The sequence below is a fragment of the Streptomyces sp. NPDC104831 genome (assembly GCF_055583025.1).
This window is the reverse complement of record NZ_JBVJOT010000024.1, coordinates 80,193-101,725: the sequence shown is the minus strand read 5'-3', so window position 1 is coordinate 101,725 and position 21,533 is coordinate 80,193. Positions and strand designations below refer to the sequence as shown.

Sequence of the window (21,533 nt, the reverse complement as noted above, 5' to 3'; positions counted from 1 at the left end):
TTCGTACGTCATATATGAGACGCGATACGTGAGATCCGAGAGGGCCGCATGACCTCTGTGCCCACGCCGATCCCCTCCCGCACGCAATACGTGCTGGACGCGATCAAACACCGCATCCTCACCGGGCAGTTGACGCCCGGTCAGGCACTGGTCGAGACGGAACTGGCCGCGCAGTTCGGGGTGTCCAAGACCCCGGTGCGCGAGGCGCTGAAGACCCTCGCCGGAACCGGCCTGGTCGTGATGAGCCAGTACAAGGGCGTCACGGTGCGCATGGTGGACGCGGACATGGCGCGCGAGGTGTACGACGTACGGCTGCTGCTGGAGCCGGAGGCGCTGCGCCGGGCCGTGACCAAGGGCGCCTCCCTCGACGCCGCCCGCTCCGCGCTGACCCGCGCCGACGACGCCACCGACACCGCCGAACGCTCCCTGGCCAACCGCGAGTTCCACCGCGCCCTGTACCTGCCGTGCGGCAATCCGCTGCTCGCCCGGATGCTGGACCAGGTCCGCGACCAGGCCGCCCTCGTCTCCGCCGTCGCCTGGGCCACCGACCCCTCCTGGGAGCGGGAGGCCGCCGAGCACCGGGAGATCCTGCGCCTCGCGCTGGACGGCGACGCGGACGGGGCCGCCGGCGCCCTGCACGCCCACATCGCGTCCTTCGTCCACCGGGCGTTCCCCGAGCCCCTCCCCACGGAAGGTGAGCGATGAGCAGCGGGACCTTCGAGACCCAGCGGGCGGCCCTGGCCGACGTGGTGGCCATCCCGGTGACCCCCTTCGCCGCGGACGGCACCGTCGACACCGCCACCCACCGGGCGCTGCTGCGCCGCCTGCTCGACGGCGGGGTCACCACCCTCACCCCGAACGGCAACACCGGCGAGTTCTACGCCCTCGCCCCCGAGGAACGCCGGCTGGTCGCCGAGATCACCGTGGCCGAGGCCGGCGACCGCGCCGTGATCCTGGCCGGCGTGGGCCACGACCTGCCCACCGCGATCGCCTCCGCCCGGCACGCCCGCGACCTCGGCGCGCAGATGGTCATGGTCCACCAGCCGGTGCACCCCTACGTGTCCGCGGCCGGCTGGGTCGACTACCACCGCGCCATCGCCGAGGCCGTCCCCGAGCTGGGCGTCGTGCCGTACATCCGCCACGCGCGGCTGCCCGGTGCCCGGCTCGCCGAACTCGCCGGCCACTGCCCGAACGTCATCGGCGTGAAGTACGCCGTCCCGGACGCCGCCCACTTCGCGGCCTTCGCCCGCGACGCCGGCCTGGACCGCTTCGTCTGGGTGGCCGGACTCGCCGAGCCGTACGCCCCCTCCTACTTCTCCGCGGGCGCCACCGGCTTCACCTCCGGGCTGGTCAACGTCGCCCCGGCCGTCTCCCGGAACATGCTGGACGCCCTGCGCGCCGGTGACTACCCGGCCGCCATGAAGGTCTGGGAGCAGATCCGCCGCTTCGAGGAACTGCGCGCCGCGCAGGGCAGCGCCAACAACGTCACCGTCGTCAAGGAGGCCCTCGCCGCGCTCGGCCTGTGCCGCCGGGACATCCGCCCGCCCAGCAGGCCGCTGCCCGAGGACGAGCGCGCCGAGGTCGCCGCCATCGCCGCCGGATGGTCCGTGTGAACGCGACCCCCAAGCGGCCCGAGGAACTGCGCAGCCACCAGTGGTACGGCACCGACGGGCTGCGGTCCTTCAGCCACCGCGCCCGCACCCGCCAGCTCGGCTATCTGCCCGAGGAACACCTGGGCAAGCCGGTCATCGCCATCCTCAACACCTGGTCCGACATCAACCCCTGCCACGTCCACCTGCGCGACCGCGCCCAGGCCGTCAAGCGCGGCGTGTGGCAGGCGGGCGGCTTCCCGCTGGAGTTCCCGGTCTCCACCCTCAGCGAGACCTTCCAGAAGCCGACCCCCATGCTCTACCGCAACCTGCTCGCCATGGAGACCGAGGAGCTGCTGCGCTCCTACCCGGTCGACGGGGCGGTGCTCATGGGCGGCTGCGACAAGTCGACGCCCGCGCTGCTGATGGGCGCGGCCTCCGTCGACCTGCCCGCCGTGTTCGTCCCGGCCGGCCCGATGCTCCCGGGCCACTGGCGCGGCGAGGTCCTCGGCTCCGGCACCGACATGTGGAAGTACTGGGACGACAAGCGGGCCGGCCTCATCGGCGACTGCGAGATGGCCGAGCTGGAGAGCGGCCTGGCCCGCTCGCCCGGCCACTGCATGACGATGGGCACGGCCTCCACGCTCACCGCCGCCGCCGAGGCGCTCGGGGTGACCGTGCCGGGCGCGTCCAGCATCCCGGCGGTGGACTCCGGGCACGACCGGATGGCGGCGAAGGCGGGCATGACCGCCGTCGGCCTCGTCCACCGCGACCGCAGGCTGTCCCACCTCCTCACCCGGGAGGCCTTCGAGGACGCCGTCACCACCGTGCTCGGCCTCGGCGGCTCCACCAACGCGGTGATCCACCTCATCGCCATGGCCGGCCGGGCCGGGGTCCGGCTCACCCTGGACGACTTCGACCGCATCGCCCGCACCGTCCCGGTCCTCGCCAACGTCCGCCCCGGCGGACGGAAGTACCTGATGGAGGACTTCCACTTCGCCGGCGGCCTGCCCGGGTTCCTCTCCCGGATCACCGACCTGCTCCACCTGGAGCGGCCGACGGTGTCCCACGACACCCTGCGCGAGCAGATACGGGGCGCCCGGGTCCACGACGACGACGTCATCCGCACCCGGGACAATCCGGTCGCGCGCGAGGGCGGGGTCGCCGTGCTGCGCGGCAACCTCTGCCCGGACGGCGCGGTCATCAAGCACATCGCCGCCGAGCCGCGCCTGCTCAGGCACACCGGCCCGGCCGTCGTCTTCGACGACTACAGGACCATGCAGCGCACCATCAACGACCCCGCGCTCGGCATCACCGCCGACAGCGTCCTGGTGCTGCGCAACGCCGGCCCCAAGGGCGGCCCGGGCATGCCCGAGTACGGCATGCTGCCCATCCCCGACCACCTGCTGAAGCAGGGCGTGCGGGACATGGTCCGGATCTCCGACGCCCGGATGAGCGGCACGAGTTACGGCGCGTGCGTCCTGCACGTGGCCCCCGAGTCCTACGTCGGCGGCCCCCTGGCCCTGGTGCGCACCGGGGACCTCATCACGCTCGACGTCGGGGCGCGCACCCTCCGGCTCGACGTGGACGACGCGGAACTGGAGCGCCGCAGGGCCGAGTGGACACCGCCGCCCGTGCGCTACGAACGCGGCTACGGCGCGCTCTACAGCGAGCAGATCACCCAGGCGGACACCGGCTGCGACTTCGAGTTCCTCGCCCGGCCCGGCACGGTGCAGGACCCCTACGCGGGCTGAACCGCCCCCGACCGCGACCCCCTGCGGTCGAGATCCCGAACATCGATCGGAAAGCGCTTCACCGAGAACGGAGAACAGTCATGGCCCAAGCCGCAGCCGTGGCGAAGCCGCCCGCGCCACCCCGGCGGCGCCGTGCCTCCGCGACCCCGCGCAGGCTGCCGTACCTGCTGATCGCCCCGGCCGCCCTGCTGATGCTGGGCTTCATCGCCTACCCGGTGCTCAGCGTCTTCTACTACAGCCTGCAGAACTACAACCCCACCAAACCCTGGCGGAACGGCTTCGCGGGCCTGGACAACTTCACCCAGGCGTTCGCCCACGACCCGCAGTTCTGGGACACGCTGACCTTCAGCGCCAAGTGGGTCGTGGTGGAGGTCGGGTTGCAGCTGCTGTGCGGTCTCGCCCTGGCGCTCATCGTCAACCAGACCTTCGTGGGCCGGGCCGTGGGCCGCGCGCTCGTCTTCTCGCCCTGGGCCGTCTCCGGCGTGCTGACCTCCGCCATCTGGGTGCTGCTCTACAACTCCCAGACCGGCATCAGCCGTTACCTCGCCGACGCGGGCCTCGGCTCCTACGGCACCAGCTGGCTGTCGGACACCTCCACGGTGTTCCCGGCGGCGGTGGTCGCCGACCTGTGGCGCGGGGTGCCGTTCTTCGCGATCCTCATCCTCGCCGACCTCCAGTCCGTCTCCAAGGACCTGTACGAGGCCGCCGAGGTCGACGGGGCGAGCCGGCTCAAGCAGTTCCGGCACATCACCCTGCCCCACCTGAAGGACGCCATCGTCCTGTCCACGCTGCTGCGCGCGGTGTGGGAGTTCAACAACGTCGACCTGCTCTACACCCTGACCGGCGGCGGCCCGGCCGGCGAGACCACCACCCTGCCGCTGTACATCGCCAACACGTCCGTCGACGCCCACAACTTCGGCTACGCCTCCGCCCTCACCACGGTGGCGTTCGTGATCCTGCTCTTCTGCTCGATCGCCTACCTGCGGCTGAGCAAGTTCGGAGGCGAGTCCAGGTGATCACCGAGATCGCTCCCGCTCCCGGCCGCGTGGCGGCCGAGCCCGCCCGGCCCGGCGGAAAGCGCCGCGCCTGGGACGAGGTCCCGCGCTGGCAGATCTACGTCCCGCTCTCCGTCTACCTGCTGTTCACCCTGATCCCCTTCTACTGGATCCTGCTCTTCGCGCTCCGCCCGGCCGGCTCCACCTCCCTGGTGCCCTGGCCGATGACCTCCGAGCACTTCGAGAAGGTGTGGACCGAGCGCAGCTTCGGCACCTACTTCGCCAACAGCGTCTACGTCGGCCTCGCCACCCTGCTGCTGACCACCGTCGTCGCCCTGGCCGGCGGCTACGCGCTCGCCCGCTTCGAGTTCCGCCTCAAGCGCGGCTTCATGCTGGCGCTGCTGTGCTCGCAGTTCGTGCCGGGCGCGCTGCTGCTGGTCCCGCTGTTCCAGATCTTCGCCGGCCTGCGGATGATCAACTCCCTGGGCAGCGTGGTCATCGCCGAGACCGTCTTCCAGCTGCCGCTGTCGATGATCCTGATCAGCGGGTTCATCCGGAACGTGCCGTACTCCCTGGAGGAGGCCGCCTGGGTGGACGGCTGCAACCGCCTGACCGGCTTCCGGATCGTGGTGCTGCCGCTGCTGCGGCCCGGGCTGATCGCCGTCGGCTCCTTCGCCTTCGTGCACGCCTGGAACCACTTCCTGTTCGCCCTGATGTTCCTCTCCGACCAGGGCAAGCAGACCATCCCGGTCGGCCTCAACACCCTGATGAGCGCCGACAGCGTCGACCTGGGCGCCCTGGCGGCGGGCGGCATCATCGCGGCCCTGCCCGTGGTGATCGTGTTCGCCTTCATCCAGAAGTGGCTGATCACCGGCTTCAGCGCGGGGGCGGTGAAGGGATGAGCCCCGGGGGAGACCGTACGGTCGACCGGCCCGCCCTCCGCCACGCCTGTGACCGCGGCAGCGAGCGCGACCCGACGGCGGACGCCGGCCGGACACCCGTCCCGCGCCGGAAGGCCGACGGCGCGGCGGTGGCCCACCGGGCCGTGGCGCGCGGCGCGGGCACGGGGAGGATCCCATGACCGTACCCGTCGTCCTCGCGGGTGCCCGCGGTCACGGCCGCTGGCACCTGGAGAACATCCGCCGGCTCCAGGCCGGAGGCGTGGTGCGGCTCGCCGGGATCTGCGAACCGGCCCCGCTCACCGGGGCGGAGATCCCCGACGGCCTGGGCACACCGGAGCAGTCCGCCGACCTCGGCGCGCTCCTGGACGCCACCGGCGCGCGGATCGCCGTGATCTGCACCCCCATCCCCACCCACACCGAGCTGGCCCTGACCGCCGCCGCGCGGGGCGTGCACCTGCTGCTGGAGAAGCCCCCCGCGCCCTCCTACGCCGAGTTCCGCCGCATGGCCGACGGGGTCGCGAAGGCGGGGGTGGCCTGCCAGATCGGCTTCCAGTCGCTCGGCTCGCACGCGGTGCCCGCGATCCGGCGCCTGATCGCCGAGGGCGCCATCGGGCGGGTCGCCGGGGTCGGCGCCGCCGGGGCCTGGGCCCGGGACGAGGCCTACTACCGGCGGGCACCCTGGGCGGGCCGGCGGCGGCTGAACGGCGCCGACGTGGTCGACGGGGTCCTCACCAACCCCCTCGCGCACGCCGTCGCCACCGGCCTCGCCCTGCTCGGCACCACCCGCGCCGAGGACGTCACCGGCGTCGAGACCGAACTGCTGCGCGCCAACGCCATCGAGTCCGACGACACCTCCTGCGTCCGCGTGCGCACCCCGCGCGGACCGGTCACGGTCGCCGCGACCCTGTGCGCCGAGCACCCCGGCGAGCCGTACGTGCTGGTGCACGGCGACACCGGCCGGATCACCTTCTGGTACAAGCAGGACCGGGTGCTGCTCCAGCGCGCCGGGCACGGCCCCCGGGAGACCGAGTACGGCCGCACGGACCTGCTGGAGAACCTGGCCGGCCACCTGGAACACGGCACCGGACTGCTGGTGCCGCCGGACGACACCGGTGCCTTCATGCGGGTCGTCGAGGCGATCCGCACCGCCCCGGACCCGGCACCGCTGCCGGACACCGCCTGGCGGCTGCTGCCGGACGAACGGCGCCGGATCGTGCCCGGCGTCGACGGCCTGGTCGCGGCGGCGGCCGACACCCTCGCCCTCTACTCCGAACTGGGCGCCTCCTGGGCCCCGCCGAACGAGGTGAGCACCTGATGACAGCCCACGACAGCCTGGTCCTGCGGGCCGCGGGACGCCCGGTCGGGCGCTATGTCACCCGGCCCGAACTGCCCGCGCGGCTCGCCCCGCGCCCCTATCTGCATCCCGTCACCACCCTGGCCGGCACGCCGGTCACCGAGGCGAGCCCCGCCGACCACGCCCACCACCTCGGCGTCGGTGTCGCCGTTCCCGACGTCGAGGGGCACAACTTCTGGGGCGGCCGGACCTTCGTGCGCGACCGGGGGCCGGCCGAACTGGACAACCACGGCGCCCAGCGGCACACCGGCTTCCAGCTCCGCGACCCCGACGGCTTCGTGGAGGAACTGCGCTGGGTCGCCGCCGGCACCGAGCTGCTGCGCGAGCGCCGCACGGTCGCGGCCACCGGGCTCACCGCGTCCGCCTGGGCGCTGGACTTCACCTTCTCCCTGACCAACGTCACCCCCGGCCCGCTGTCCCTCGGCAGCCCCGCCACCAACGGCCGGCCCGGCGCGGCCTACGGCGGCTTCTTCTGGCGGGCCCGCAAGGAGTCCCGGCCCCCGGAGGTCTTCACGGCCGACCGGGAGGGCGAGGCCGAGGCGCACGGCGCCCGCGCCGACTGGCTCGCGCTGGCCGGCGCCGGCTGGACGCTGGTGTTCGCCGGGGCCACCGACGACACCCGCCGCGACCCCTGGTTCGTCCGGGCCGCCGAGTACCCCGGCGTGGGCTCCTCGCTGGCGCACACCGAACGGCTGGCCGTCGCGCCCGGCGAGACCCTCGTCCGCCGGATCGTCACCGTCGTCGCCGACGGCCGCCCGGCCCGCGACGAGGTGGCCGCCCTGGTCCGCAAGGCGGTGGCCCAGTGACCGCGACCTACCGCAACCCGGTGCTGGACGCCGACTGGTCCGACCCGGACGTGGTCCGCGTCGGCGACGACTTCTACCTCACCGCCTCCAGCTTCGGCCGCGCCCCCGGACTGCCCCTGCTGCACTCGCGGAACCTGGTCGACTGGACCCTCGTCGGCCACGCCCTCGAACGCCTGGAGCCGGAGGAGGAGTTCGCGCTGCCCCGGCACGACCGCGGGGTCTGGGCGCCCTCCATCCGGCACCACGACGACCGCTTCTGGATCTTCTGGGGCGATCCCGACCAGGGCGTCTTCCAGGTCAACGCCCCCGGCATCAGGGGCCCGTGGACCCGGCCGCACCTGGTCAAGGCGGGCAAGGGCCTGATCGACCCGTGCCCGCTGTGGGACGACGAGAGCGGCGAGGCCTACCTCGTGCACGCCTGGGCCAGGTCCCGCTCCGGCGTCAAGAACCGCCTCACCGGCCACCGGATGCACCCCGACGCCACCTCGCTGCTCGACGAGGGCAAGGTGATCGTCGACGGCGACCGCATCCCCGGCTGGTTCACCCTGGAAGGACCCAAGCTCTACCGGCACGACGGCTGGTTCTGGATCCTCGCCCCCGCCGGCGGGGTGGAGACCGGCTGGCAGGGGGCGTTCCGCTCGCGCGGGTTCTTCGGCCCGTACGAGGAGCGGATCGTGCTGGAGCAGAAGGACACCGACGTCAACGGCCCCCACCAGGGCGGCTGGGTGCGCACCGCGGCCGGCGAGGACTGGTTCCTGCACTTCCAGCAGCGCGGCCCCTACGGCAGGGTGGTCCACCTCCAGCCGATGCGCTGGGGGAGGGACCGCTGGCCGGTCATCGGGGACGAGGGCGCCCCCGTCGCCGTACACCGGCGGCCCGCCCTGCCGCCGCAGCCGCCCGCCGCGCCCGCCACCGACGACGACTTCCCCGGCGGCCGGTACGGCCGGCAGTGGCAGTGGACCGCCAACCCCGGCGACGGCTGGGCCACCCAGCACTCCGGGGACGGTCTGCGGCTCGCCTGCGTCCGCTCCGCCGACGCCCACGACCCGCGGAGGCTGCCGAACGTCCTCACCCAGCGGCTGCCCGGACCGCCCGGCACGGCCGAGGTCGAGCTGCGGCTGGACGCCACCGAGCCGGGTGCCCGCGCGGGACTCGTGGTGCTCGGGGACGCCTTCTCCTGGATCGGGCTGGAGCGCGGGGCCGACGGCACGGTCCGCCTCGTGCACCGGTTCGGGGAGGCGGTCGCCGACAGGGAGCGCGACGCCGGGGTGCCGTGCGCCGCGCCGCGGGGCCGGGCACGGCTGCGCATCGAGGCCGGACCCGGGGCGCGCTGCCGGTTCTCCTACGACACCGGGGACGGCTTCCGTTCCTCCGGCCCGGTCTTCGCCGCCACGCCCTGGCGCTGGGTCGGCGCCCTGCTCGGCCTGTTCGCCGTCGCACCCGAGGGGCTCGGGCACGCGGGCTCGGCGACCTTCACCCGGTTCCGGATCACGCCCCTGTAGTCGCCGAGGCAGCCGCGCCGGACGCCCGCCGCCGAGCCGTCCCACGACTTCGCACCCCCCACACCCCTCGTCACCGCCCGATCCAGCAGAAGAGAGCCGACCGATGACAAGCAGCATCCACATCCGCGGAAGCAGGCGCGCCGCACTGGCCGTGGCCCTGGGATCCGTCCTCGCGCTGACCGCCACCGCCTGCGGCGACGACGGCAGCGGCAGCGCGGGACAGAAGGGGAACGAGGGATCCGGCAAGGGCGAGATCACCTTCTGGGACAACAACGGCGGGGTCCGCACCGACGTCTGGAAGCGGATCATCGCCGACTTCGAGGACGAGTACCCCGGCATCAAGGTCAAGTACGTCGGCGTCCCCGCCGCGAGCGTGCAGTCCAAGTACGACACCGCCATCCAGGGCGGGGGCCTGCCGGACGTCGGCGGCGTCGGCACCGCGATGCTCGCCGAGGTCGCCGCGCAGGGCGCGCTGGAGCCGCTGGACCAGCGGCTCTCCTCCAGCCCGCTCGGCGGCAGGCTCAACGCCAAGTTCCTGGAGAGCGTCAAGGCGGCCGGCGGGGACGGCAGGACGTACACGGTGCCGACGTCCGCGAACAACGGCACGCTGTGGTACCGGACCGATCTGTTCCGCGCGGCCGGGCTGGAGCCGCCGACCACCTGGACGAAGTTCTACAAGGCCGCCGGCAGGCTCACCGACAAGGACGAGAACGCCTTCGGTTACACCATCCGCGGCGGTGAGGGCTCCATCGCCCAGGCCTTGGACGCCATGTACGGGCAGAGCGGCATCACGTCCTTCTGGAACGGCGACAAGACCACCGTCAACGACCCGCAGAACGTGGCCGCGCTGGAGAAGTACACCGGGCTGTACAAGAAGAACACCCCGGCCGCCGACGTCAACAACGACTTCACCAAGATGGTCGCCCAGTGGGACTCCGGGACGATCGGAATGCTCAGCCACAACCTGGGCTCCTACGCCGACCACGAGAAGGCGCTCAAGGGCAGGTTCCGGGGCATCCCCAGCCCGACCCGGGACGACGGGACGCGGGTGCAGGTGTCCAACCCGGTCGACGGGCTCGCCCTGTTCAAGTCCGGCAAGAACAAGGCCGCCGCCTGGAAGTTCATCGAGTTCGCCGCCTCGCACGAGTCGAACAGCAAGTGGAACGAGTCGGCCGGTTCGGTGCCGGCCAACACGGAGGCCGCGAAGGACGCCTGGGTGCGGGCCAACGAGCCGACGAGGCTGGCGACCGAGGCGCTGGACGGGGCCGGCACGAAGATCGTGCAGCTGCCGTACTACCTGCCCGACTGGAACACCATTTCCAAGGCCGACAACGAGCCGAACTTCCAGAAGGTGCTGCTCGGCAAGATGAGCGCGAAGGAATTCCTGGACCTGCTGGCCGACCAGCTGAACAAGGCGCAGCAGGACTGGAAGCAGAACCACTGAGAGTCCACTCGGGTGGTCGCGGGGGCGGGGAGCCGCCGGCCGGTGACGGGCCGGTCGCGCGCTTCCCCGCGCCCCCCGACCGGAACACAGGTGAAAGGCGCAGGTTGTGTCCCTCACGCGCAGACAGGTCACGTCCGCCGCGATCGCCGCGGTCCCGCTGCCCCGGCGATCGGCGAAAGACGCTCGCCGTCTCCACATCGCCGGTGATTCGACGGCCGCTGTGAAATACGCCGACGCCGCCCCCGAGACCGGCTGGGGAATGGCGCTGCCCTTCTTCCTCCACAAGGAGCTGACGGTCGCCAACCACGCGGTGAACGGCCGCAGTTCGAAGAGTTTCGTCGACGAGGGCCGGCTGGACGCCCTTCTCGCCGGGATCCGGCACGGGGACCTGCTGGTCGTCCAGTTCGGGCACAACGACGAGAAGGCCACCGACCCCACCCGCTCCACCGAGCCGTGGACGACGTACCGGCGGTATCTGCGGCTGTACCTCGACGGGGCCCGCGCGCGGGGTGCCCGGCCCGTCCTCGCCACCTCCGTGGAGCGCCGCAGGTTCGACGCCGACGGCACCGCCCAGCCCACCCACGGCGACTACCCGGCGGCCATGCGGGCGCTCGCCGAGGAGGAGGAGGTCGCGCTGCTCGACATCGAGGCGCTGTCGCTCGCGCTGTGGCAGCGGCTTGGGGCGGAGGAGACGAAGACCTACTTCAACTGGACCGCCACCGAGCAGGACAACACGCACTTCAACCCGCCGGGCGCCATCGCCGTGGCGCGGCTGGTGGCGCGGGAGCTGCTGCGCACCCGGGTGCTGGCCCGGCCCGACGTCCGCCGGCTGGACGAGGACGTCCCGGCGTCCTGGATCACCTGGCCGCCCGCCCCCGCGCCCTGATCAGCCGCCACCGAGCCACCGGACCACCGCTTCACCGCTTCACCGATTCACAGCGATCAACCGAGCCACCGAGTCATCGAGGAGAGCCGCACAGTGCGTACCCAGAGATGTCATGGACGGGTCATGAGTGCCCTGGTGGGCGCCACCGCCCTCGTCCTCGCCGGCACCGGCACCGCGTCCGCGCACCCCGCCCACCCCGCCGGCCCCGACCGGCGGACGCTGCCCGCCGGGGACGGCTGGGCCGCGTACGGCACCGGGACGACCGGCGGGGCCGCCGCCGACCCCGCCCACGTGTACACCGTCCGTACCTGGGAGCAGTTCAAGGCCGCCCTCGCCGACGGCGGCAGCGCCCCGAAGATCGTCCGGGTGAAGGGCACCCTCGACGCCGACGGGCCCGGCTGCGACGCGTTCGCGGTGCCCGGTTACGACTTCGGGGCCTATCTGAAGACCTACGACCCGGCGGTGTGGGGCCGCACCAAGACCCTCGACGCCGAGCCCGACGACAGCCCCGAGGGTCTGCGCCGTGCCTCGGCCGCCCGCCAGGACGCCTTCATCAAGGCGGCCGTCCCCGCCAACACCACCATCGTCGGCATCGGCCGCGACGCCGGGTTCAAGGGCGCCAGCCTCCAGATCAAGGGCGTCGACAACGTCATCGTGCGCAACCTGGCCTTCGAGAGCCCCCTCGACTGCTTCCCGCAGTGGGACCCGACCGACACCGCCGACGGCAACTGGAACTCCGAGTACGACAGCGCCGTGGTGTACGGCTCGACCCATGTGTGGATGGACCACGACACCTTCACCGACGGCGGGCACCCCGACAGCACCCTGCCGTCGTACTACGGCCGGATCTACCAGCAGCACGACGGCGAACTGGACATCGTCAAGGGCGCCGACTACGTCACCGCCTCCTGGAACGTCTTCGAGGACCACGACAAGACGATCCTCGTCGGCAACAGCGACAGCGCGGCCACCGCCGCCGTCGACCGCGGGCACCTGAAGGTCACCTTCCACCACAACCTGTTCCGGAACCTGGTCGAGCGGGCCCCGCGCGTCCGCTTCGGGCAGGTGGACTCGTACAACAACCACTTCGTCGCCGGCGCCGGCTACTCCTACACCTACGGCATCGGCCTGGAGTCCCAACTGGTCGCCGAGCACAACGCGTTCACCCTGCCGGACGGTGCCCGGGCCGGAGCGGTGCTGAAGAAGTGGAAGGACGCCCCGGTCACCGCCGCCGACAACCAGGTCAACGGCCGGCCGGTGGATCTCCTCGCCGTCCACAACGCGGAGGCACCCGGCGAGACCCTGCGGTCCGGGGCCGGCTGGACGCCGAGCCTGCGCACCAGGGTGGACCGGCCGGGGGCCGTCCCCGGCATCGTCGGCCGCCACGCGGGCGCCGGACGCCTGCGCTGAGCCCTTCGGCCGGGGCGCGTCCCGCCCCGGCCGCCCGAGAGGGAGGACTTCCATGCCCCTGACCCGACGAGGTCTCCTCACCGCGAGCACCGGAGCCGCCGCCGCGCTCGCCCTGACACCCGCCCCGGCGCACGCCCGCCCCCGCCCGTTCGGCCGCCACGGCTCCCCGGCCCGCCGCCTCACCCCGGGCACCCTGTACGTCGACCCGCACGGCCGGGGCGACTTCCCCTCCGTCCGGGCCGCGGTCACCGCCGCCACCGGTACCGGCCGGACCCTGGTCATCGCCCCGGGCACCTACCGCGAGACGGTCGCCGTCGACCCCGGCCGCACGGAGATGACCTGGATCGGCGCCGGCGAGGACCCGCGGGACGTGGTGATCGTCCACGACAACGCCGCCGGCACCCCGGCACCCGGCGGCGGCACCCACGGCACCAGCGGCTCGGCGACGGTCACCGTCCAGGCCGACGGGTTCACCGCCCACCGGATCACCTTCGCCAACGACTGGCTGCGCGCCGACCACCCCGGCACCACCGGCACCCAGGCCGTCGCCCTCAAGGCGCAGGGCGACCGGAACGCCTTCCGGCACTGCCGCTTCCTCGGCCACCAGGACACCCTCTACGCCGACTCCACGGCCCTGTCCGCCTTCGCCCGGCAGTACTACGCGCACTGCTACGCCGAGGGTGACGTCGACTTCGTCTTCGGCCGGGCCGCCGCCGTGTTCGCGCACTGCCACTTCCGCACCCTGGACCGCACGGACCTGCCCGCCGCGCCCTACGGCTTCGTCTTCGCGCCCTCCACCGCCCGGGCCAACCCGCACGGCTTCCTGGTCACCCGGAGCCGGGTCACCAGCGAGGCCCCGGACGCCTTCTACAAGCTGGCCCGCCCCTGGGTCCCCGGCTCCGACCCCACCGCCCACCCGATGCTCACCGTCCGCGACACCCGGCTCGGCCCCGGCATCGACCCGGTCGCGCCCTACGCCGACATGCGGGAGGCCTACCCGTGGCAGTCCATGCGCTTCGGGGAGTACCGCAACTCCGGGCCCGGCGCGGTGGTGAGCGTGCCGGCCGACCGGCCGCAGCTCACCGCCGCCGAGGCCGCGCGGCACACCCCGGCCGCCTGGCTCGGCGACTGGGACCCCCGGCGACGCGCGCCCATGTCGATCGGGTGAGCGCGGGCACGGGGCCGGCCGGCCCTAGGAGGGGTCGTGCGGGGCGAAGTCGCCGGTCACCGCGTAGGTGCGCCCGCCGGCCGTCGCCGTCATGACATAGCCGTCGTCCTTCGCGTCCCGCCCCCCGCGGGCGTGGTCGTACTGCCCGGCGAACACCCACTCGCCGGCCGGCACCGTACGCCCCCGCCGCAGCGTCCACGTGTAGACGACGTACCCGTCCTCCTCCACGACGCGGTGGGCGAAGTCCCCCTCGGGCAGCGAGCGCCAGGCGCCCGTGGAGGACACCCCGCCGGTCTGCGCGATCCGCAGCTCCACGGTGAGGGACGTGAGCCGGTCCGACGTCTTCAGGGTCAGATCGCTCTGCGCCCAGAAGTCGTTGCTGTGCGGGTCGACCGAGCCGTCCGACCACAGGGGGCCGCTCCGCTCGGCACGGGCCGGCGGCGGCCCGGCCGTGGCGGTGGACCCCGGGGTGGCGGAGGCGGGGGAGGACGACGAGGACGACGAGGACGACGAGGGCGAGGAGGGCGGGGAGGACGGCGCCCGGGTGGGGGCGCCGGCCACCCCGCCGGGCGTCGGGCGGGCCGTGTGGACGGGGGGTGCCGGGGCCGTGGTGCGCCGCGGGGACCCGCCGGGCGTCGGCGAGACCGCCACCGTCCGGCGGGCCGGCGGCTCGTCCTTCACCGCGGACGCCACCGCGTAGCCCCCGACCGCGAGCACACCGGCCACCGCGGCCGTCGCGGAGGCCACCCGGAACCACCCCACCACCGGCGGGCGCGCGGCCCGGTGGCCGGGGCGGGACGGCTCGGCCATGCCGCGCTCCACCCGCGCCAGAATGCGCGCGCGGTCCGGTTCGTGGGCCCCGGCCGCCTCGTGCAGCCGGGCGCGCAGCTCGTCGTGCACGTCCTGCCGCCTCATCGGTTCCTTCCTCCGCTCTCCCCGCTCCGGGCCGCCATCGCCGCGTGCACCCGCCGCGGGTCGCCCTGCGGGCCGAGCAGCCGCTGGAGTTCGGCCATGCCCTTGGACGTCTGGCTCTTCACCGTACCCACCGAGATCCCGAGCGCGAGCGCGGTGTCCTTCTCCGACAGGTCGAACGCGTGCCGGAGCACCACGCACGCCCGTTTCCGGAACGGCAGTCTGCGCAGCGCCCCCTGGACGTCCACCACGCCGGCGACGTCCGGCTCCTCGGTCCGCTCCTCGCCGCGCGGCCAGAACAGGGCGATCCGCCGCCGCTCGCGCACCGCGCCGCGGATGCGGGTGCGGGCCAGGTTGGCGACCACGCCCCGCGCGTACGCCACCGGGCGGTCGGCCGCGCGCACCCGGTCCCAGCGGTGCCACAGGGCCAGCAGGGCGTCCGCCGCCAGGTCGTCGGCGGCGTCCGGCTCGCCGGTCAGCAGGTGGGCGAGGCGGGCCAGTTCGGCGTAGTGCCGTTCGAAGAAGGCACGGAACTCCACGGAGGCCGCGTCGTCGACGACTGTGCCCACGGGTGACCTCTTCTCGATGCGCGCTCGGGAGGTGAGTGTCATGTGAATGACATGCGGGAAGCCAGGGTTCGAAAGGAAGGGGAAGGAAGGGGGATTCCGCGCCGGACGGGGCCGGGGGAGTGCGTGGCGCCCCGCCCTCTGCCGGGGCGCCACGGACGGAGCTACTTCAGCGCCGCCTGCATCATGGCCCGGGCCACCGGCGCCGCCAGGCCGTTGCCGCTCACCTCGGAGCGGGCCGCGTCGGACTGCTCCACCATCACCGCGACGGCCACTTCCTTGCCGTTGCCGTCCGACTTGCCGTACGAGGTGAACCAGGCGTACGGCGTCTTGCTGTTGTTCTCGCCGTGCTGCGCGGTGCCGGTCTTGCCGCCGACGGTCACCCCGTCGATCAGCGCGTTGGTGCCGGTGCCGTCCTTCACCACCGTCACCATCGCCGACTGGAGCTGCTCGGCGGTGGCGGAGCTGATGATCTCCGAGGTGCCGGCGTCGTCGTCGTAGTCCTTCAGCACGTCGCCGCCGCCGTCGGTGATCCGCGCGACCATGTGCGGCGAGGCCAGCTTGCCGTCGTTGGCGATGACCGCCGAGACCATGGCCATCTGCAGCGGGGTGGCGGTGACGTCGAACTGGCCGATGCCGGACAGGGCCGTCTGCGCCTTGTCCATGCCCGAGGGGTAGACGCTCGGGTAGGCGCGCACCGGCACGTCCCGCTCCTCGTCGTTGAAGCCGAACTTCTCGGCCATGTCCCTGACCTTGTCCTGCCCCAGCTCGACGGCCATGTGGCCGAAGACGTTGTTGCACGAGTAGCGCAGGGCGACCCGGATGGAGGCGTTCTCGCACGGCGCCGACGTGTTCTCGTTCTTCAGCGGGAGCACCGTGCCCGGCATGACGTACGGATCGGGGCTGTCGGTGGGCTCGTCCACGTCCTTGTACAGCCCGTCCTCCAGCGCGGCGGCGGCGACGACCAGCTTGAACGTCGAGCCGGGCGGCAGCGGCTGGCGCAGCGCGCGGTTGGTGAGCGGCTTGTCCTCGTCCGCGTTGAGCGCCTTCCACGCCGTGCCCGCGGTGCTCGCGTCGGTGAGCGCGGAGGGGTCGTACGACGGCGTCGAGACCACGGCGAGGATCTTCCCCGTCTTCGGGTCGATCGCGACGGCCCCGCCCTTCTTGCCGCCGAGCGCGCGGTAGCCCGCCTTCTGCACGGCCGGGTCGATGGTCGTGATGACGTCGCCCGGGTCGGCGCGCTCCCCGGTGACGGTGTCCATCACGGTCTTGAGCTGGTTGTCCGTGCCGTTGAGCAGGTCCTTGTAGATGCCCTCCAGCTGGGTGGGGGCGTACGCCTGCGAGGCGTAGCCCGTCACCGCGGCGTACAGCTCGCCGTCCGTGTACGTCCGCTTGTACGCGAGGTCGCTTCCCTTCGTCCGGGCGGAACCGGTGATCGCGTCCCCGGCCACGATGATGTTCCCCAGGGGACGCGAGTACGTCGCGATCACGTTCCGCCGGTTGTCGTTGTCGTCCGCGAGGGCCTGGCCGTCGTACACCTGCAGCCACGTCGCCCTGACCAGCAGGGCGAGCACGAGCAGCAGCGCGAAGACGGACGCCCGCCTGATCGTCTTGTTCATCCCGCCCGGAAGACGAGCGGAGCGGGGGTGAACGTTCCCGTACGCCCCGTTTTTCATCCCGCTTTCAGGAAGCGGCCCGGCTCCGCGTCCGGGAAGGGGGCGCCGCAGGCCGTCAGGAAGCCGCCCGCCCCAGCCGGTCCGCGCCGCCCTCCAGGACCAGGACGACCTCCTCGATCTCCCGGCCCCGCGCGTTCGCGAACCCCCGCGCCCGGGCCGCCTCGCGGAACCCGCACTTCTCCAGCACGCGCAGCGACCCCGCGTTGTCCGCCGCCGCCCGCGCGTACAGCGGCCGTTCGGGGACCTCCGCGAGCAGGGCCCGCAGCGCGGCCGTCGCCACGCCCCGGCCCCAGTACGCGCGGTCGATCCAGTACGTCACCTCGCGCTCGCCGGCCACCCCGTACACCGCGGCGCTGCCCGCCACCGCCCCGTCGGCCAGGACGGTGCGCAGCACGGCGCAGGTGGCGCGCAGCCGCCGCCAGTAGACCGCGAAGGCCTCCGGGCAGGAGGTGTCCTCCGGGCCGAACGCGGCCATCCGGACGGCCTGCGGATCGGTCATCTGGCGGTGGAACACCGGCACGTCACTGTCCCGGACGGCGCGCAGCGCGATCTCCATGCGGCCGAGCCTACGGCCCCCGGCTCACAGGCGCCGGGTCGCCAGCGTCAGCCGGTCCCGGGCGTCGAACAGCGCGTCCTTGATCATCTGCTCGTGGGCCGGGGTCAGCCGGGCCACCGGGACCGAGCAGCTGATGGCGTCCCGGGCGGGCGTGCGGTACGGGATGGCCACGCCGAAGCAGCGCAGGCCCAGCGTGTTCTCCTCGCGGTCGACGGCGAAGCCCTGCTCCCGGACCTGGTGCAGCTCCTCGATGAGCCGCTCCCGGTCGGTGAGGGTGTGCTCGGTGAGCGCGGGCAGCGTCTCGGGCAGCAGCTTGCGCACCTGCTCGTCGGTGTAGGTGGCGAGGATCGCCTTGCCGAGGGAGGTGGAGTGGGCGGGCAGCCGGCGGCCGACCCGGGTGAAGGGCCGCAGGTAGTGCTGGGACTGGCGGGTGGCCAGATACACCACGTTGGTGCCATCGAGCCGGGCCAGGTGGATGGTCTCCGTGGTGTCGTCGGAGAGCCGGTCCAGGGTGGGCCGGGCGGCGGCCACCACCTCGTCGCCGTCGATGTAGGAGGTGCCCACGAGCAGCGCCCGCACCCCGATGCCGTACCGCGTGCCCGTGGCGTCCGTCTCCACCCAGCCCAGCTCCACCAGGGTGCGCAGCAGCATGTAGAGGCTGGACTTGGGATAACCCACGGCCTCCTGGACGGCCGCGAGGGAGTGCATACCGGGCCGGCCGGCGAAGTACTCGAGCAGTTCCACGGTCCGTACCGCGGACTTGACCTGCGCCCCGCCCCCTGTGTCGCCTGCCGTCATCGCCCTTGACCCCTTCGTTCGACGAGGACCTCAGATATATAGTCTCCGAGCAGCGTTCATCATCAGAGACGGCGTTCAGTATATCGAACGCGGCGAGGGGTGACGCGCATGGTTCGGGATAGTGCGGCCTTTTTGGGAGGGACCCGCGGTGGCAGCAGCACCAGTCTGGAGTGTCGACCCGCGCACCGGGAAGCAGCGTGAACAGGTTGCGGCCGAGGCCACAGCCCAGGAGGTCGACGCGGCGGTCCGCGCGGCACGGGCGGCGCGCGGGGCGCTCGCCGACCGGGCGGTCCGCGCCGCCTTCCTGCGCTCGGCCGCCGCGGGCCTGGAGGCGGAACGGGACGGCCTGGTCGAGACCGCCGACGCCGAGACCGCCCTCGGGCAGGTCCGGCTGACCGGCGAACTCGCCCGGACGGCCTATCAGTTGCGGGCCTTCGCGGACATCGTCGACGAGGGCGCCTTCCTGGACGTCGTCATCGACCACCCCGACGACACCGCGACCCCGCCCGTGCCGGACCTGCGCCGCTACAAGGTGCCGCTCGGCGTCGTCGCCGTCTACTCCGCCTCCAACTTCCCCTTCGCCTTCTCCGTCGCCGGCGGCGACACCGCGAGCGCGCTCGCCGCGGGCTGCCCGGTCGTGGTCAAGGCCCACCCCGACCACCCGGCGCTGTCCGAGCGGGTCGCGGGCGTGCTGCGCCGGGCCGCCGCCGGACACGGCATCCCCGAGGGCGTCGTCGGCCTGGTGCACGGCTTCGAGGCGGGCATCGAACTGATCAGGCACCCGCTGGTCGCCGCCGCCGGCTTCACCGGCTCCATCCGCGGCGGCCGGGCGCTGTTCGACGCCGCCGCCGCGCGCCCGGTGCCGATCCCGTTCCACGGCGAACTGGGCTCGCTGAACCCGGTCCTGGTGACCGAGGCCGCCGCGGCCGAGCGGGCCGAGGAGATCGGCGGCGGGCTCGCCGGGTCGATGACCCTCGGCGTCGGCCAGTTCTGCGTCAAGCCCGGCCTGGTGCTGGTGCCCTCCGGCGCGGGCGGCGACCGGCTGGTGAAGTCCCTGGCCGACGCCGTCGCCGGCACCGACGCCGGGGTGCTGCTCGACCACCGCATGCGGGACAACTTCGTCTCCGGCGTGGCCGAACGCGCCGAACTGCCGGACGTGGACGCGCCCGTCACCCCGGGCGAGGGCGGCGAGCACACGGTCAGCCCGGGCTTCCTCACCGTGCCGGCGGCGAAGCTGGCCGAGGAGGGCGACCACGACCTGCTCCTGGAGGAGTGCTTCGGGCCGGTCACCGTGGTGGCCCGCTACAGCGACGAGCAGGAGGCCAAGACCGTCCTGTCCCGGCTCCCGGGCAACCTCACCGCGACGGTCCAGCTCTCCTCGGACGAGGCCGCGGGCAACGGCCGGGGACCGGAGCTGCTCGCCGAGCTGACCCCGCTGGCCGGGCGCGTCCTGGTCAACGGCTGGCCGACCGGGGTCGCCGTGGCGCCGGCCCAGCACCACGGAGGTCCCTACCCGGCGACCACCTCCACCTCGACCTCCGTCGGCGGCACCGCCATCGAGCGGTGGCTGCGGCCGGTCGCCTACCAGAACGCGCCCGAGGCCCTGCTGCCGGCCGAGCTGAGGGACGACAACCCGCTCGGCCTGCCCCGCCGGTTCAACGGGCGGCTGGAGCGGTAACCCGCCGGCGGCCGAGCGGGAACGCCAGGGCGGGCGGGGCCGCCGCCACGGCCGGGTTCGCCCGCGGCCCGGCGGCGAAACCGCCGGCCACCAGGGCGCCGAACACCGCGACGCCGGGCCTGCCGGAGATCCGCCGGGCCGCGTCGGGCACCCCGGCGGCCGGCCCCGCCCGGCCGGCACGGCGTCCGTCCTCACCGTGGTGAGCGCGCCGGGACGGCCGGCGCGACACCGACCGCCATCGGCACGGCCACCACGGCGGCCGGTCCCGCGTCCACGGCGAACAGGCCCAGCGGCCCCGCCGCCGCGAGCGCCCGGCCGAGCGGCGGCGGCACCCGGGGCCCGTAGCGCCCCGCGAGCCGGCCCGCCGTGGCCCGACCGGGCGGCGCGCGGCCACGGGAATGCCACGGCCTGCTTGAACGTTCACGTACGCGGTCCGGGGAGATCCCCCGGGGCCGTACGACCCCGAAGAGAGCCGAAGACATGCGCGTCGAGATCTGGGGCGACATCGCCTGCCCCTGGTGTTACGTGGGCAAGGCCCGCTTCGAGAAGGCGCTGGCTGCCTTCCCGCACCGCGACGAGGTCGAGGTGGTGCACCGGTCCTTCGAGCTGGACCCGGGCCGCGCCAAGGACGACGTCCAGCCGGTGATCACCATGCTGACCAGGAAGTACGGCATGAGCGAGGCCCAGGCGCAGGCCGGCGAGGACAACCTCGGCGCCCAGGCCGCCGCCGAGGGCCTGGACTACCGCACCCGGGACCGCGACCACGGCAACACCTTCGACATGCACCGCCTGCTGCACTTCGCCAAGGAGCACGGCCGGCAGGACGCGCTGCTCCAGCTCCTGTACCGGGCCAACTTCGCCGAGGAGCGGTCCCTGTTCACCGAGGGCGCCGCGCGCCTGGTGGAGCTGGCCGCCGAGGCCGGACTCGACGCCGGGGCCGCCCGCGCCGTCCTCGCCGACCCGGACGCCTACGCCGACGAGGTCCGCGCCGACGAGCGCGAGGCCGCCGAGCTCGGAGCCACCGGCGTGCCGTTCTTCGTCCTCGACCGCAAGTACGGCGTCTCCGGCGCCCAGCCCGCCGAGGTCTTCACCCAGGCGCTGACCCAGGCCTGGGGCGAGCGCCCCCCGCTGCGGCTGGTCGGCCAGGGGGACGCCGACGCCTGCGGCCCGGACGGCTGCGCGGTTCCGCGGCACGACTGAGAAAGCGCAGGCCGGGGCCGTCGTATAAGCCTTCCTAGGGGACGGCACCCGGAAATTCGCGATGGACGGGGGGTTCCGGGGGACGCAGAGTGGTCCCATGCAGACCACGGAGACGTTCGACCGCCTAGTCCGCGCCGAGTTCCGGCCCCGGAGCACCTACCTCAACACCGCGAGCCACGGCCTGCTGCCGGCCCGTACCGTCGCCGCCCTGAACGAGGCGGCGCTGCTGCGGGCCGAGGGCCGGCCGCTGACCCCGCTGTACGAGGACGTGGAGGGGGGCGGGGGCCGGTTCGACCGGGTCGGCGGGGTTTTCGGAGCCCGGGGCGTGGGCAGTGTT

General features: G+C 73.5%; 20 protein-coding genes and 1 pseudogene. 15 read left to right on the top strand and 6 right to left on the bottom strand.

The window, feature by feature from the left end; translation table 11 throughout:
• Positions 1–48 precede the first annotated feature (48 nt).
• The 12 genes from ACZ63H_RS18405 to ACZ63H_RS18350 all read left to right on the top strand — a co-directional run bounded on the left by ACZ63H_RS18405 (position 49) and on the right by ACZ63H_RS18350 (position 13,810).
• Positions 49–705, top strand: a complete 657-nt coding sequence (locus ACZ63H_RS18405) for a GntR family transcriptional regulator (protein ID WP_469866202.1) — start codon at positions 49–51, stop codon at positions 703–705.
• Positions 702–1,613 (top strand): dihydrodipicolinate synthase family protein, encoded by a 912-nt coding sequence (locus ACZ63H_RS18400; RefSeq protein WP_469866200.1) that lies wholly within the window; start codon positions 702–704, stop codon positions 1,611–1,613. The genes ACZ63H_RS18405 and ACZ63H_RS18400 overlap by 4 nt, the downstream gene beginning before the upstream one ends.
• Entirely contained in the window at positions 1,610–3,343 is a 1,734-nt protein-coding gene (araD, locus tag ACZ63H_RS18395) for an L-arabinonate dehydratase (RefSeq protein ID WP_469866198.1), read from the top strand. The genes ACZ63H_RS18400 and araD overlap by 4 nt, the downstream gene beginning before the upstream one ends.
• An 80-nt stretch (positions 3,344–3,423) precedes the next feature.
• A complete protein-coding gene (locus tag ACZ63H_RS18390; RefSeq protein WP_469866196.1) occupies positions 3,424–4,359 on the top strand; it encodes a carbohydrate ABC transporter permease in 936 nt (311 codons plus the stop codon).
• Positions 4,356–5,240 carry a carbohydrate ABC transporter permease gene (locus tag ACZ63H_RS18385; RefSeq protein WP_469866194.1) on the top strand — a complete coding sequence of 295 codons (885 nt, stop codon included), beginning with the start codon at positions 4,356–4,358 and terminating at the stop codon, positions 5,238–5,240. Before ACZ63H_RS18390 ends, ACZ63H_RS18385 begins: the two co-directional genes overlap by 4 nt.
• A 175-nt stretch (positions 5,241–5,415) precedes the next feature.
• Positions 5,416–6,555 (top strand): Gfo/Idh/MocA family protein, encoded by a 1,140-nt coding sequence (locus tag ACZ63H_RS18380; protein ID WP_469866192.1) that lies wholly within the window; start codon positions 5,416–5,418, stop codon positions 6,553–6,555.
• Positions 6,555–7,400 carry a DUF6807 domain-containing protein gene (locus ACZ63H_RS18375; RefSeq protein WP_469866190.1) on the top strand — a complete coding sequence of 282 codons (846 nt, stop codon included), beginning with the start codon at positions 6,555–6,557 and terminating at the stop codon, positions 7,398–7,400. The genes ACZ63H_RS18380 and ACZ63H_RS18375 overlap by 1 nt, the downstream gene beginning before the upstream one ends.
• Entirely contained in the window at positions 7,397–8,902 is a 1,506-nt protein-coding gene (locus ACZ63H_RS18370) for a glycoside hydrolase family 43 protein (protein WP_469866188.1), read from the top strand. Before ACZ63H_RS18375 ends, ACZ63H_RS18370 begins: the two co-directional genes overlap by 4 nt.
• A gap of 103 nt (positions 8,903–9,005) precedes the next feature.
• Positions 9,006–10,346, top strand: a complete 1,341-nt coding sequence (locus ACZ63H_RS18365) for an ABC transporter substrate-binding protein (RefSeq protein ID WP_469866186.1) — start codon at positions 9,006–9,008, stop codon at positions 10,344–10,346.
• 106 nt (positions 10,347–10,452) lie between these two features.
• Positions 10,453–11,232, top strand: a complete 780-nt coding sequence (locus ACZ63H_RS18360; RefSeq protein WP_469866184.1) for a rhamnogalacturonan acetylesterase — start codon at positions 10,453–10,455, stop codon at positions 11,230–11,232.
• 93 nt (positions 11,233–11,325) lie between these two features.
• Complete coding sequence (locus ACZ63H_RS18355; protein ID WP_469866182.1) at positions 11,326–12,642, top strand: pectate lyase family protein; 1,317 nt, start codon at positions 11,326–11,328, stop codon at positions 12,640–12,642.
• A gap of 52 nt (positions 12,643–12,694) precedes the next feature.
• On the top strand, positions 12,695–13,810 hold the full coding sequence (locus ACZ63H_RS18350) for a pectinesterase family protein (RefSeq protein ID WP_469866180.1): 1,116 nt from the start codon (positions 12,695–12,697) through the stop codon (positions 13,808–13,810).
• Between the two features lie 24 nt (positions 13,811–13,834).
• Here the strand turns inward: ACZ63H_RS18350 and ACZ63H_RS18345 are convergent, their stop codons facing one another.
• The 5 genes from ACZ63H_RS18345 to ACZ63H_RS18325 all read right to left on the bottom strand — a co-directional run bounded on the left by ACZ63H_RS18345 (position 13,835) and on the right by ACZ63H_RS18325 (position 18,318).
• On the bottom strand, positions 13,835–14,725 hold the full coding sequence (locus ACZ63H_RS18345; protein WP_469866178.1) for a hypothetical protein: 891 nt from the start codon (positions 14,723–14,725) through the stop codon (positions 13,835–13,837).
• Positions 14,722–15,291, bottom strand: coding sequence for a SigE family RNA polymerase sigma factor (locus ACZ63H_RS18340; RefSeq protein WP_469866176.1), 570 nt, complete (start codon positions 15,289–15,291; stop codon positions 14,722–14,724). Before ACZ63H_RS18340 ends, ACZ63H_RS18345 begins: the two co-directional genes overlap by 4 nt.
• A gap of 161 nt (positions 15,292–15,452) precedes the next feature.
• Positions 15,453–16,907, bottom strand: a complete 1,455-nt coding sequence (locus ACZ63H_RS18335) for a peptidoglycan D,D-transpeptidase FtsI family protein (RefSeq protein ID WP_469866174.1) — start codon at positions 16,905–16,907, stop codon at positions 15,453–15,455.
• 112 nt (positions 16,908–17,019) lie between these two features.
• Complete coding sequence (locus tag ACZ63H_RS18330; RefSeq protein ID WP_469866172.1) at positions 17,020–17,520, bottom strand: GNAT family N-acetyltransferase; 501 nt, start codon at positions 17,518–17,520, stop codon at positions 17,020–17,022.
• Positions 17,521–17,544: 24 nt separating this feature from the next.
• On the bottom strand, positions 17,545–18,318 hold the full coding sequence (locus tag ACZ63H_RS18325) for an IclR family transcriptional regulator (protein WP_392076441.1): 774 nt from the start codon (positions 18,316–18,318) through the stop codon (positions 17,545–17,547).
• A 148-nt stretch (positions 18,319–18,466) separates the two neighbouring features.
• Between ACZ63H_RS18325 and ACZ63H_RS18320 the strand changes: the two genes are divergently transcribed.
• Positions 18,467–19,996, top strand: coding sequence for an aldehyde dehydrogenase (NADP(+)) (locus tag ACZ63H_RS18320; RefSeq protein ID WP_469866170.1), 1,530 nt, complete (start codon positions 18,467–18,469; stop codon positions 19,994–19,996).
• 191 nt (positions 19,997–20,187) lie between these two features.
• Here ACZ63H_RS18320 and ACZ63H_RS18315 read toward each other — a convergent pair whose 3' ends face one another.
• On the bottom strand, positions 20,188–20,328 hold the full coding sequence (locus ACZ63H_RS18315) for a hypothetical protein (RefSeq protein ID WP_469866168.1): 141 nt from the start codon (positions 20,326–20,328) through the stop codon (positions 20,188–20,190).
• A 148-nt stretch (positions 20,329–20,476) separates the two neighbouring features.
• Here ACZ63H_RS18315 and ACZ63H_RS18310 point away from each other — a divergent pair, with 148 nt between their 5' ends.
• Positions 20,477–21,196 (top strand): DsbA family oxidoreductase, encoded by a 720-nt coding sequence (locus ACZ63H_RS18310; RefSeq protein ID WP_469866166.1) that lies wholly within the window; start codon positions 20,477–20,479, stop codon positions 21,194–21,196.
• A gap of 97 nt (positions 21,197–21,293) precedes the next feature.
• Positions 21,294–21,533: pseudogene (locus ACZ63H_RS18305) on the top strand (aminotransferase class V-fold PLP-dependent enzyme); the annotation flags it as partial.